Origin of the sequence: Chryseobacterium sp. C39-AII1, assembly GCF_039672645.1 — a bacterium.
Taxonomy (GTDB): Bacteria; Bacteroidota; Bacteroidia; order Flavobacteriales; family Weeksellaceae; genus Chryseobacterium.
This window is the reverse complement of record NZ_JBDFPQ010000003.1, coordinates 75,101-87,389: the sequence shown is the minus strand read 5'-3', so window position 1 is coordinate 87,389 and position 12,289 is coordinate 75,101. Positions and strand designations below refer to the sequence as shown.

Below are 12,289 nucleotides of genomic sequence, written 5' to 3'. Positions count from 1 at the left end.
GTTTTACAAAAGTTTCCCCGTTAAGAAAAGTCCGGCTACGGAAAAATAAATAATAAGTCCGGTAACATCTACCAAAGTGGCGACAAACGGAGCGGAAGAGGTTGCGGGGTCGAGGTTTAATTTTTTCAGAATAAAAGGAACCATAGAACCTGAAAGTGTTCCCCAAAGTACGATCATGACTAAGGAAACGCCAACACTCAATCCTACATAAACCCAATGAATTCCATAGTTGAAAAGCCCTGTTTCGTGCCAAACCATGATTCTTAAAAAGCCAATAATTCCCAAAATTCCACCGAGAAGCAATCCTGTGAAAATCTCTTTTTTCATTACATACCACCAATCTTTCAGGCCAATTTCCTGAAGCGCCATTGCCCTGATAATAAGGGTTGCAGCCTGTGATCCGGAGTTTCCTCCACTGGAAATAATCAGCGGAACAAATAATGCTAAAACAACAGCTTTCTGAATTTCATCTTCAAAATAACCCATCGCAGAAGCAGTTAACATTTCGGAGAAGAAAAGGATGATTAGCCACATTCCTCTCTTTTTCACCATTTCGATCAAAGAAGTTTGAGTATAAGGCAAATCCAAGGCTTCCAATCCCCCGAATTTTTGAATATCTTCGGTGTTTTGTTGCTCAATTTGATCTAAAATATCGTCAATCGTTACAATTCCAACCAAAACTCCGGCTTCTGTTACAATCGGAAGAGCACCTCGGTCATATTTTTCAAAATATTGAACGGCATCTTCTTTTGAAGTGGTTGTGGTAATAGCAACAAAATGATTATCAGTTATATCTGAAATTAAAGTATCTTCTTCTGCCAACAATAAACTTCCTAATGCAATATCATCAATCAGGCGGTTTCTTTCATCAACTACATACAGATAGTTCATGGTTTCTACCTTACTTCCGACCTTTTTGATCTGTTGAAGACATCTTTTTATCGTCCATTCTTTACGAATTTGAATATAATAAGGCGTCATCAAACGGGCAATAGAATCTGAATTGTAACCTAATAATTTTAAAGCAATCCTTCTTTCCTGCGGATTCAGATGATTGATGGAATATTTAATCAATTCATCCGGAAAATCTTCAAAAAGAGCAGTTCTGTCATCGGGAGTCATCGCGTTCAGAATCTCAGAAACTTCATCGCTTCCGATACTTCTGATGGTTTCTTCCTGAAAATCAGGATCCAAATGAGAAAAAACTTCGGCTTTGTATTCTTTCGGAACTTTCAAAAACGCCAAAAGCCTCTCGTCAGCGTGAAGTTCGCTAAGAGTTTCTGCTATATCGGCCGGGTTGAAGATAAGTTCGTCTTTAGAATTCAAAACGTTAAAATTTTAGGATATGCAAAAATAGGGCAAATTTTTAAAATTGGAGAATGTTGACAGAAAATTAAGGATTTCTTAAGATTATAAATAAAGAACACCCGCTAAAAAACGGATGCTCAAAAAAATTAAATTTAAAATAAAGTTCCATGTGGATGTTATGACAGGAGAGTACAGATCGGAATATCTGAATATACACATACTCCGTAACTGCAGCATTGAAAGAAATCACACTGATCGTCGGCAGTACATTTTACAATTTTTCCGCCTCCGTTGATTGCTTTTTGCTGTTGTCTGTTTAATTTCTTTAAATTTTTCATAGTTTATTAAGAATTAGTTAATTGCACATCGAATGTTAGAACATCTGTCTTCGCAGCACCATAAACCTAGGCAGTCATTGTCGGTTCTGCATCTTTTGGCTAAAGCTCCGCCGCTAATATGTGATTGCTCTGTTCTTGAAAGTTTTCTTAAATTTTTCATATTGTTCTGATTTTAAGGTTCAATACAAGCAAATTCCACACAAGTTCCGCCGCAGCACCATCCGTAGATGCATTCGGAGTTACTTTTACATTTTTTCAAGGTTCCACCGTTGATCAGTTGCTGATCTTTTCGTGAAAGTTTCTTTAAATTTTTCATATTATTTAGTTTTAATGTTGAACTAAAATAATAAAAAAATCTATATTATTCACTTATTGATGAAAATATTTTTGATGTAAATGGTTAATTATGAGATTTATGTAAAAAATGTTTTGATTTAAATGAAATCAAAAATACCTATAAACACAAATGAAAAGGGGAAATTTTAAAGTAAATAAAAATGAAAAAATATAAAATAATTAATTTTGAACTATCAACTATCAACTATCAACTATCAACTATCAACTAAAACTCCGTTTCCGTAGAAGGTTTAATTTTTCTGAGTTTTTTAAGAATATCTTTAATAGCACCATTCGTTCCGATTTTCACAGAATTGGTTGTAGAGCCCAAAAGACGCATATTTTTGCGATAAGTATCGTAGTCGGTTTCGGTTAAAAGATTTCCTTCAGCATCAAAAAGTTTCATGCTTACCACAACTTGGTTAGAGAAAACATACTTTCCGAGACCTACTTTAAAATACTTTACTTTAGGAACAATCACGAAATCTGCTTCGTTGTTGACGCTGTAATCCGTGATGGTCTTTTTATCAATGCTGTCAAACGAAACCTGAGTTTCCGTTTTGATCATTCTGTTTTTTCGTTCGCTAAGATTGTCTGAAACAGCGCTGAAAAACGCATGATTGGTAGGTTCTTTTATTTCTTCAATATCAGGTTCTACCTCGGGATTGAAGTATAAAATTCTTTTTATTTTATCGGTCGAATTTTTCTGCGCTTTTAGAAGTACAGATCCCGAAAATAAAAATACAGTAAGCGTAACAAAAGATATAAATTTTCTCATCACTAATTCGAATGCAAAATTACTGCCTTTTAGTTGGATACCATAATTTATTTAAGAAATATTTAACATTTTTTTCTATCAAATTTGATACATGAAATCAATAATGTTTGTGCATTCAAAAAATAGTTGTAATTTTGCAGCCGTTACATAATAATCATTAAACAATATTGGAATGTACTTAACAAACGAAAAAAAGCAGGAAATTTTCGCAAAACACGGAAAATCTGCACAAGACACAGGAAGTGCTGAAGGACAGGTAGCTCTTTTCACTTACAGAATCAATCACTTATCTCAACACCTAAAGTCTAACCGTCATGATTTCAACACAGAGAGATCTTTGGTTAAATTGGTAGGTAAGAGAAAAAGTTTACTAGATTATCTTAAAAACAAAGATATCAACAGATATAGAGCAATTATTGCTGAACTAGGTTTAAGAAAATAATCTGTAAAGATTTTACAAATAAAAGCAATCTCGAAAGAGGTTGCTTTTTTGTTTTCCGAGTTTAATTTTTTTGAAGCTATTTCCAGCTATCCACTTTTACTCCTCGCGCCAAAGCTTTTCCATCGCTTGCTGTGGGGTAGCCGTTCCTATCTGGGCTAGGATGTAGCTCTTCTTCTTAACTATTTTGCAAAAATAATTATTTGTCATTTCTTAGTAATCTATATTTAGGTTTGAAATTATAAGGAAAAAATAGTATTTAAAAGGGTAATCTTAACAGAAAAAATATAGAAACAACTAAATTACACATTCTTCATAAAAAAAATGAGACACTAAAAAGTGCCTCATTTTATATTTTTATCTCTATTAATATTTAAATTAATGTCCAGATTTAGATTCACCAGCTTCTACATGGCTAAGATATTTCGTGCAATACGCTCCAAAAATCAAAATCATAATATAGCAGAGTACAGGAATGATAAATGAATGCTGAACTCCAAAATGATCGGCTAAAAACCCTTGGAAAATAGGAACAATAGCACCTCCCAAAATAGCCATTACGACCAATGAAGATCCCTGGCTTGTATATTTTCCTAATCCTGAGATAGCCAATGTATAAATATTAGAGAACATGATCGAGTTGAAAATTCCGATTCCTAAGATGCTGTACATGGCAATTTCACCATGATTTACCATCGCTGAAATCAATAAAATAACATTAATCGCGGCAAAAATTGATAACGTTCTTGCCGGAGCTGCTTTTCCAACAAAGAAGGCAATGAAATTAAGAATGATAAATACTAAGAAGAAACTAATTTGTGCAAAGGTAAGATCTACAATGCTGAAAATTACCAGGAAAACTAAAGCGGCTGCTCCCAACATGAAGATCGCTTTTTTAGCTTGACTGATTGAATGATTCAACGAAATAGCTCCTAAGAAACGCCCGATCATTGCACCTCCCCAATATAATGAAAGGTAATTTTTACTGATCGCTTCATTAAACTTCATCGTTTCTTCGAGAAAACTGATGATGAAACTTCCAACAGCAACCTCGCCCCCAACGTAGCAGAACATTGCAAAAACTCCGAATTTCAGGTGGCTGTATTGTAATGCACCCCAACCTTTTACCACTTCTTCTTCCTCCATTTGGAAAGACGGAAGTTTTACCCTTGAGATCAATAAACCTACCAATAAAAGGATTCCGGCGAAGATCAAATAAGGAATTCTTGTTGCCACAGCACTGAATGACCCGTCGGCTGCAGAGAAAAATTCAAAAATTAAATGACCTCCTAAAACCGGCGCGATCGTTGTTCCGAATGCATTGAAAGCCTGCGTCATGTTCAGTCGACTGGATGCAGAATCTTCAGAACCTAAAAGCGAAACGTACGCGTTTGCGGTGATCTGCAATACGGTAAATCCTAATCCTAAGATGAATAAAGCTCCTAAAAATAAAGGATAATAAGAGAAAGTAGCCGCCGGATAGAATAGAATACATCCAAAAGCTGCCAATCCGATTCCGAAGAGAATTCCTTTTTTGTAACCCACTTTATTGATGGGGTCGCCTTGGGAAATCGAAATCAGGAAATAAATCAATGAGCCTATAAAATAAGCTCCGAAGAAACAAAACTGTACCAGCATTGATTCGAAGAAACTTAGGTTAAAAAGCTGTTTCAGGTAAGGAATCAAAATGTCATTCATACAAGTGATGAATCCCCACATAAAGAATAAAAGAGTAATGGTAATAAGCGGAATAGTGTAATTCCTGCCTTGCGATTTTACTTCATTATTGATCATAAACACACATATTTAGCAAAAGAGTTTTTTGTTCTCTTTTTAATTCAAGTCATCACAATGGTTTGAAAATCTTCTTGTTAAGCTGATTTTTAATCAAATTTTTAAGCTAAATCTTCAAGAAGCATGGCAAATATAGTTGAAGTTCGTGTTTTTATGCAAACTTTATTGTGTTTTTAATGTTAAATTTTATTTTATTCATTTGTAAATGTTTTAAAATTTACATCAGATTTTAACTATTTTAGAATGAAAATGATAAAATGTTTTCAACTTAATAATTTTTATAAGAATCGATTGTATTTCCCAAAGTGAGATATTAATTGATTGATAGTATGTTTATTAAATGGTAAAAGTACAATGAAGAACGTAAGCTAATTTTGATATTTTAATGCTAAAAATTTAAAACATCATTATAATATATTACCTTTGCAAACGAAAATTTAAAGAGTTTAAATAATAATCGTACTCAATACGGAGTACTATAGACGAAAATTTATGAGTATACCTCAAGCGTTTACAGAAACGATTACTCTAGCAGACGGCAGAGAAATCACTTTAGAAACAGGGAAGTTGGCAAAGCAGGCTGATGGATCTGTGGTAGTAAAATTAGGCGGAACAATGCTTTTAGCAACGGTTGTAGCCAATAAAGAAGCAAATCCTGGTGTAGATTTTTTACCATTAACAGTAGATTACAGAGAAAAATTCTACGCAGGTGGTAGAATTCCCGGAAACTTTTTCCGTAGAGAAGCAAGACCTTCTGATCAGGAAATTTTAACAATGCGTTTAGTAGACAGAGTTCTACGTCCGCTTTTCCCTGAAGATTTCCATGCGGAAGTTCAGGTAATGATTTCTTTGATTTCTTATGACGGACAAACAATTCCTGATGATTTAGCTGGTTTAGCAGCTTCTGCAGCGATTGCTATTACTGATATTCCTTTCAATGGACCAATGTCTGAAGTAAGAGTTGTAAGATTCAACGGAGAATTGGCAATTAACCCAAGTTATGAAGCTTTAAAAGATTCAGAATTGGATATCATGGTGGGAGCTACTAAAGATTCCATCGTAATGGTAGAAGGGGAAATGAAAGAAATTTCTGAGCAGGAAATGTTGGAAGCTATTAATTTCGGTCATGCTGAAATCAAAAAGCAAATTGAAGCTCAGGAAAGATTAGCAGAAAAAGTAGGAAAAGCTTTCCCTAAGAGAGAATATTCTCACGAAACTCACGATGAAGCTATTCGTGAAAAAGTGTGGAAAGAAACTTACGATAAAGTATATGAAGTAGCAAGAACTCCTTCTGGAAAAGAAGAAAGAGGAGAAAAATTCAAAGCGGTACGTGAAGAATTCCTTGCTCAGTATGTAGATGATGCAGAAGAGTTAGAAAGAGTAACACCTTTCGTAAAAGTATATTATCATGATGTAGAGAAAGAAGCAATGCGTCAGATGATTCTTGAAGACAATATCCGTCTTGATGGTCGTGATCCTCAAACGATTCGCCCAATCTGGTCTGAGATTGATTATCTTCCTGGAGCTCACGGTTCTGCAATCTTTACAAGAGGTGAAACTCAGTCTTTAACGGCTGTTACACTTGGTTCTGTGAAAGATGCGAACATGGTAGACAGCGTAATCACTCAGCACGACGAAAAATTCTTCTTACATTATAACTTCCCTCCATTCTCGACTGGTGAAGCTAGACCTTTAAGAGGTACTTCAAGAAGAGAAGTAGGACACGGAAACTTGGCGCAAAGAGCTTTACAGGCGGTAATTCCTGAAGAAAATCCTTATACAATCAGAATTGTTTCTGATATCTTGGAATCAAACGGTTCATCTTCAATGGCAACAGTTTGTGCAGGAACATTGGCATTAATGGATGCAGGTGTGCAAATTACAAAACCTGTTTCTGGTATTGCAATGGGATTGATTACTGATACAAAATCTGGTAAATTCACGGTACTTTCTGATATCTTAGGTGATGAAGATCACTTGGGAGATATGGACTTTAAAGTAACTGGTACTGCAGACGGTATCACAGCTTGCCAGATGGATATTAAAATCCAGGGGCTTTCTATGGATATCATGGAAAAAGCTTTGATGCAGGCTAGAGACGGAAGATTGCATATCTTAAATAAAATCACGGAAACTATTTCTGAACCAAGAGCAGATGTTAAACCTCACGCTCCGAAAATGGTAGTAATGGAGATTCCTAAAGATTTCATTGGTGCTGTAATCGGGCCTGGTGGAAAAATCATTCAGCAAATGCAGAAAGATACAGACACCGTTATCGCTATTGAAGAAATTGGTGAAATCGGGCGTATCGAGATTGCAGGTACAGACAGAGAGAAGATTAACGCTGCTGTTGCTAAGATCAACGAAATTACTTTCGTACCGGTTGTAGGCGAAGTTTACAAAGGGAAAGTAGTTAAAGTAATGGATTTCGGTGCTTTCGTAGCGATTGCTAAAGGTACAGAAGGTCTTTTACATATTTCTGAGATCGAATGGGCTCGTTTAGATAAAGTTCCTTACAATGAAGGTGATGAAGTAGAAGTGAAGTTCATGGGTTACGATGATCGTAAGAAAATGAAACTTTCAAGAAAAGTTCTTTTACCAAGACCTCCAAGACCTGAGAAAAAAGAAGGTGAACAAAGAGGACCAAGACCGGAAGGACAGAACAACAGATCTGAAAGACCAAACAGACCCGAAGGACAAAGAAGACCGGAAGGTGACAAGCCTGCTGGTGAAGAAAAGCCTTCAACTGAAGCTTAAGAAAAATTCTTATACAACATATGAATCCCTCAATTTTGAGGGATTTTTTATTTCTCTATTTTTGGCATGATTTTTCGTTTATGCAGTTTAAATAAAATACACAAAATGAAAAAAATATTTATTGCAGCCTTACTAGGTTTTGCTGGTTTAGCCTTTTCTCAAACGGTTAATAATGTTCCTGTTAAAGATATTGATGTTGAATATGTTCAGATTGTTGGATACGAAAGATTATTTAGCAATAAAATCGATGTAGATTTAGATTTCGGACAAAACACAAAATTCTTTTCTGGAAAAAACGATTTAATTATCTTAGATGATAAAGGAAAAGTAGTGAAGTTCAATTCTATGACGGACGCACTGAACTTTATGTCTGCCAATGGATACTCTCTTCAACAAGTTTATACCGTGAAAAATACGGGAAATGATGCGACAGCAGTACATTATATCCTAAGAAAAAATAAATAACAGACAATTGCCTATATTTTCCAATTGAAATTCAATTAATTATATACTGAAAGTGGATAATTTTTCGTATATTTGTACATTAATAATTAAAAAGGTCTCTGCCTTTGCTTTCTCTGGAACGGTTTAGAATTTCTATTTTCCAGCATCAGTTTTCGCTTTTCCAGCAGACAATTTTACTATTAATTCCGATAGACTTCGTTTTTAAAGTCATACGGAGACTTAGACACCTTTTTAGGCTTTCGGTAAAACGAAAGATTTTTTATTCAGAATAACAATTAAATTTTAAAACAATATATGGCGGATTCTTTCTCTAAAAAAGAAAATTTCAAGAAAAAACAGCAAAAACAAAAAGAAAAAGCGCAAAAACGCGAAGAACGTAAATCAAGCAACAACAAAGGAAAAAGTCTTGATGATATGATCATGTACGTAGATGCCAACGGACAGTTGACTTCTACACCTCCTGATAATGCTGAAAGAGAGGAAATTGATATCAACAATATTCAGTTGGGTGCAGCTCCTATCGAAGAAGAAGAGGTAAGAAAAACTGGGATCATCACGTTTTTCAGCGAAAAAGGCTACGGATTTATCACAGAAGATAGATCAAAAGAAAATATTTTCTTCCACAGCAACAACTGTACAGAGCCTGTGAAAAAAGGAAATAAAGTGTCTTATGAAAAAGAAAAATCACCAAAAGGTTTTTCTGCAATAGACATTAAAATCGTAAAATAATACACATTTATACTGATATAAAAAAGAGCTTCATCTAATGAAGCTCTTTTCTTTTTTGGTACAAAGTTTTATCTCCGTCAGTTCGAGTGTTTTTCGAAGCGAAGCGTAGAAAAATGTATCGAAAACCCGTGAACTTAACTACAAAATTTGTCTTTTCATCATGAACTTCTCGATACAATTTTTTTGCAAAAAATTACTCGAAGTGAAGTATATTTCATGAGTGATCATTTTAATCAGAGAATTTAGTCTTTTAATACAGATTCTCTCTGATCTCAATCAGAATCTTCGTTGTTTTTTCGATATCGGGAAAATTAGGAAGATTAGAAATCGAATGATAATGTTCGATGGATTTAATCAGATTTTCTGCTTTATCCATGACGGCTTCGTACGACCAGTTTCCGGCTTTGATGTCTAATAATTCATCACGGTTTTCTACACGAATGTTCAATGAATTGGTTTTAAAAATTTGTTCGCAAGACTGTAACAAACGAATGGTATGCATCATATTTTTGCTGTCATAATTTTGTCCGTGATTTTGATTGACATTGTATCGGTCTTCATTTCGTTCCGAAACCCATTTCCAATATTCACGGTAATCTTTGCAATAAGTAGAGTAGGCATCGAGGTTGCAGAACAAATAAGCAATTGGTTTTTCCTCTTTCGGAACCGATGAAACAGAAAACTGATTGGCTTCTTCATGCTGAATGATTCCTTTATAGTTCAGATCTCCCGATTCGTTGTAGAAAAGTGCAAACATTCCTTTGGTATTGTCGATGCTTACCAAACCGCATTTTTCTTGAACTTTCCCATTTTCCGAAAACCATTTTTTCAATGGAATTGAACCTTGATTCTGCAAAATATAACAGAAATCAAGGATAGATTTTCTTTCTTTATCAATTGGATTAAGGATCTTCTTGTTGAGCCCTTTTGCTTTTTTGATCTGTGAAATTGCATATCCTGCAAACGTATCTTTGCATAATTTGGAAAGAAAATCTTGAGGTTTCAGCAAATCAATCAACGGATTTTTATGTTGAATACAATCTGCCGGGCTTGCCAGAATTTCTAAAATATTCGGATTGTTTTTCTGTAATAATTCAACCAATCTTCCGATTTCATAATACGTAATATCATTTGTTTCATTGGAAATTTGCGGAATATAATTTAAACCAAAAAAATCTTCTTTTGGTAAATAATACACTCCACGAATATCTGTATCTGAGTTTTTCGTTGCCAATCCGAAAGAGCGGCTTCCGGAGATCGCTTGGAAGAGGATGAGGTTTGGGGATTTTATGTGATCTAATTCCATAATTTTAATGATTAATCTAATAATATTTCCCTAAAAACCCTTTCCATCTTAGTTTTTTCCGAATTTCCACCCTTTAAACTTTTAGCTCTTTCTTCATTATCCAAAACCATTTTTTCCAAAAATCCAAATAATTCCCAGTCATTCGGGTGATGATAAGATTCTTTTTTGGTGGCTTTTAAAGCGATGAGATTTTCTATTTTCGTTCTTGTGAAATGATCTACTAAAACTAACAACTCACTGAATAAAACTGGTGGAACTGTTCCTTTTTCTAAGATCCATTTTCCGGTTAGTGTAGTTCGAAGGCAGTAGAAATAAGATTTCAATTTTACTTCATCGGTTCTGCAGGCTTCGAGATATTTTTTGCTCATGCTCAGATAGTGATAAGAAACCGCTATCGTAGAAAAGCATTCATCTGCCAAAGGCTTGAATAAATCGTAAAATTTTTCATTTTTTACATAAACGATAGGAGAGTAGAACCAACTTAATAAAGCGGCATTCGATTTCAATAACAAATGAAAAGTCTTCCTTAAATCCCATCCGGAACCATCCAAATCATCTTCTGTCATAAATTCTATCGTTTCATCCTTATCCCATGGTGAAAGATACCAGTCTTTTTTGTGTCGGTAGATAAAACGTATGTCGTAATCGCTGTCGGGCGAAGCAAAACCCCAAGCCCGGCTTCCGGATTCTACGGCAAGAAGTATTTCTACTCCGCGTTTTTCTTCAACTTCTTTTAATTTTTCTAATATTTTTGGTGTCATTGTTTTTAATTTATGATGCAAAATAAAAAGTTAGCTGCGCAATCTTTTTACGTTGGGTGTTTTATGAAAGTTATGTTTAAACTTATTTTAAATGTAATCGCAAAAGGGGCAAAAGACTTTATTGGATTTATTTAAAGGATTTCATAAGTCTGTAAAAATAAAAGACCTTTTGATTCTTTTTCTGTAAAAAGTTGACTTACAAAGCAAAAATGTGAAGTTACAATGCAAGAATGTGAAGTTGCATCGTGCCAATGTATAATGACATCGAAAGAAAGTAAAATTACATCGAGAGAATGTGAAGTTACAATGCAAAAAAGCAAAACTACATCGGAAAAATGTGAAGTTACATCGTGCCAATGTAGAATAGCATCGAAAGAAAGTAAAGTTACATTACAAAAAAGTAAAGTTACATCATAAAAATGCAACTTTACTTTGATACAATATTGAAATTCTGTAATTCAATATTTTTCAGTCTTAAAAATACATTATTTTCTATTGGTAAATTCGATGGCGGAGACGGTGGTATATTCCGGGGAAGTGGCTCCGTAAAGACTTTTTACGTATTTTTTAATCTTTAGGGAGATGGCATACAGTCCGGTTTCTTCTGCATACAGAATTTTATCACGCTCTATAATTTTGGTGTTCAGTTCAGACTCGGTTTGGTCTACGGCGAAGGTCGTCGCTTGTAATGAGTCGTGATACGTGTTGAGGTTTTGTAATTTTATGTTGTCTTCATTGGGAGCGTAAGCGGGTAGGGTGGAAAGCATCTGTAAGAGGAGACCGAAATTTTCAGCTTTTGAGGTGAAAGACTGTCGGGAGGTAGATGCGGTTTTAGGAGCTTCTTTGCCTTCTTCAACTGGTGTATTGCTCTTCCTTGCGCTGCCCTGAATGGTCTGGGTTAAAGATCTTGCCTGATCTAAAGTTCCCTGCGGTAAGCCTACAATTTCCAATAGATTGATGATGCTGGTACAGGTGGAACTCAAATTTTCGAAAGCAGTCTGACGGGCAACGATAGCATTTTTATTAGCGCTTCGTTTGTCTCCAACTTCTGTTAGTTTTGCATTGGCATCGTTGTACAATGCCTGAAGACTAGCAATTGTAATATCACCAACGGGCGGATTGTAAAGATTATACGTAGAAACTTGTTGAGTAATTTTTTGAAGGTTCGCTACATTTTTAGCGTGACCTACTTCTGAGGTACTAGACATATCAATTGTGTTTGAGTTAATGATTCAAATATAGAAATTATTTTGAATGTGGGGTAGGTTTTTTAAAGTA

Annotated in this window: 12 protein-coding genes; 4 read left to right on the top strand and 8 right to left on the bottom strand. The window is 34.8% G+C overall.

Translation table 11 applies throughout. The annotated features are described in order from the left end of the window. Positions 1 to 3: 3 nt before the first annotated feature. The 4 genes from mgtE to ABEG63_RS06095 form a co-directional block, all read right to left on the bottom strand. On the bottom strand, positions 4 to 1,326 hold the full coding sequence (gene mgtE, locus ABEG63_RS06110) for a magnesium transporter (protein ID WP_267406432.1): 1,323 nt from the start codon (positions 1,324 to 1,326) through the stop codon (positions 4 to 6). 158 nt (positions 1,327 to 1,484) lie between these two features. After that, positions 1,485 to 1,646 (bottom strand): hypothetical protein, encoded by a 162-nt coding sequence (locus ABEG63_RS06105; protein WP_267406431.1) that lies wholly within the window; start codon positions 1,644 to 1,646, stop codon positions 1,485 to 1,487. Positions 1,647 to 1,818: 172 nt separating this feature from the next. Continuing rightward, the gene (locus ABEG63_RS06100) at positions 1,819 to 1,962 is read right to left on the bottom strand and encodes a hypothetical protein (protein WP_346583777.1); all 144 of its coding nucleotides are present in this window, start codon (positions 1,960 to 1,962) and stop codon (positions 1,819 to 1,821) included. A 246-nt stretch (positions 1,963 to 2,208) separates the two neighbouring features. Then, the gene (locus tag ABEG63_RS06095; RefSeq protein WP_346583775.1) at positions 2,209 to 2,760 is read right to left on the bottom strand and encodes a pyruvate decarboxylase; all 552 of its coding nucleotides are present in this window, start codon (positions 2,758 to 2,760) and stop codon (positions 2,209 to 2,211) included. 172 nt (positions 2,761 to 2,932) lie between these two features. Here ABEG63_RS06095 and rpsO point away from each other — a divergent pair, with 172 nt between their 5' ends. Beyond that, a complete protein-coding gene (gene rpsO, locus ABEG63_RS06090; RefSeq protein ID WP_267406427.1) occupies positions 2,933 to 3,202 on the top strand; it encodes a 30S ribosomal protein S15 in 270 nt (89 codons plus the stop codon). Between the two features lie 375 nt (positions 3,203 to 3,577). Here rpsO and ABEG63_RS06085 read toward each other — a convergent pair whose 3' ends face one another. Beyond that, positions 3,578 to 4,993 (bottom strand): sugar MFS transporter, encoded by a 1,416-nt coding sequence (locus ABEG63_RS06085; RefSeq protein ID WP_267406425.1) that lies wholly within the window; start codon positions 4,991 to 4,993, stop codon positions 3,578 to 3,580. 492 nt (positions 4,994 to 5,485) lie between these two features. Here ABEG63_RS06085 and ABEG63_RS06080 point away from each other — a divergent pair, with 492 nt between their 5' ends. The 3 genes from ABEG63_RS06080 (at position 5,486) to ABEG63_RS06070 (ending at position 8,944) form a co-directional block, all read left to right on the top strand. Continuing rightward, positions 5,486 to 7,750 (top strand): polyribonucleotide nucleotidyltransferase, encoded by a 2,265-nt coding sequence (locus tag ABEG63_RS06080; protein WP_346583773.1) that lies wholly within the window; start codon positions 5,486 to 5,488, stop codon positions 7,748 to 7,750. A gap of 105 nt (positions 7,751 to 7,855) precedes the next feature. Next, the gene (locus ABEG63_RS06075) at positions 7,856 to 8,215 is read left to right on the top strand and encodes a hypothetical protein (RefSeq protein ID WP_346583771.1); all 360 of its coding nucleotides are present in this window, start codon (positions 7,856 to 7,858) and stop codon (positions 8,213 to 8,215) included. A 294-nt stretch (positions 8,216 to 8,509) separates the two neighbouring features. Then, entirely contained in the window at positions 8,510 to 8,944 is a 435-nt protein-coding gene (locus ABEG63_RS06070; RefSeq protein ID WP_267406421.1) for a cold shock domain-containing protein, read from the top strand. A gap of 250 nt (positions 8,945 to 9,194) precedes the next feature. Here ABEG63_RS06070 and ABEG63_RS06065 read toward each other — a convergent pair whose 3' ends face one another. The 3 genes from ABEG63_RS06065 to ABEG63_RS06055 form a co-directional block, all read right to left on the bottom strand. Further along, entirely contained in the window at positions 9,195 to 10,250 is a 1,056-nt protein-coding gene (locus ABEG63_RS06065; protein WP_346583769.1) for a nucleotidyltransferase domain-containing protein, read from the bottom strand. 11 nt (positions 10,251 to 10,261) lie between these two features. Beyond that, positions 10,262 to 11,011, bottom strand: coding sequence for a nucleotidyltransferase domain-containing protein (locus ABEG63_RS06060; RefSeq protein WP_346583767.1), 750 nt, complete (start codon positions 11,009 to 11,011; stop codon positions 10,262 to 10,264). A 485-nt stretch (positions 11,012 to 11,496) separates the two neighbouring features. After that, the gene (locus tag ABEG63_RS06055; protein WP_346583765.1) at positions 11,497 to 12,219 is read right to left on the bottom strand and encodes a hypothetical protein; all 723 of its coding nucleotides are present in this window, start codon (positions 12,217 to 12,219) and stop codon (positions 11,497 to 11,499) included. Positions 12,220 to 12,289 lie beyond the last annotated feature (70 nt).

Bases quoted from the DNA above. Each gene is read 5' to 3' on its own strand.
- ABEG63_RS06105 (WP_267406431.1), bottom strand. From the start codon at position 1,646: ATGAAAAATTTAAAGAAATTAAACAGACAACAGCAAAAAGCAATCAAC.
- ABEG63_RS06100 (WP_346583777.1), bottom strand. From the start codon at position 1,962: ATGAAAAATTTAAAGAAACTTTCACGAAAAGATCAGCAACTGATCAAC.
- ABEG63_RS06095 (WP_346583775.1), bottom strand. From the start codon at position 2,760: ATGAGAAAATTTATATCTTTTGTTACGCTTACTGTATTTTTATTTTCG.
- rpsO (WP_267406427.1), top strand. From the start codon at position 2,933: ATGTACTTAACAAACGAAAAAAAGCAGGAAATTTTCGCAAAACACGGA.
- ABEG63_RS06085 (WP_267406425.1), bottom strand. From the start codon at position 4,993: ATGATCAATAATGAAGTAAAATCGCAAGGCAGGAATTACACTATTCCG.
- ABEG63_RS06080 (WP_346583773.1), top strand. From the start codon at position 5,486: ATGAGTATACCTCAAGCGTTTACAGAAACGATTACTCTAGCAGACGGC.
- ABEG63_RS06075 (WP_346583771.1), top strand. From the start codon at position 7,856: ATGAAAAAAATATTTATTGCAGCCTTACTAGGTTTTGCTGGTTTAGCC.
- ABEG63_RS06070 (WP_267406421.1), top strand. From the start codon at position 8,510: ATGGCGGATTCTTTCTCTAAAAAAGAAAATTTCAAGAAAAAACAGCAA.
- ABEG63_RS06065 (WP_346583769.1), bottom strand. From the start codon at position 10,250: ATGGAATTAGATCACATAAAATCCCCAAACCTCATCCTCTTCCAAGCG.
- ABEG63_RS06060 (WP_346583767.1), bottom strand. From the start codon at position 11,011: ATGACACCAAAAATATTAGAAAAATTAAAAGAAGTTGAAGAAAAACGC.
- ABEG63_RS06055 (WP_346583765.1), bottom strand. From the start codon at position 12,219: ATGTCTAGTACCTCAGAAGTAGGTCACGCTAAAAATGTAGCGAACCTT.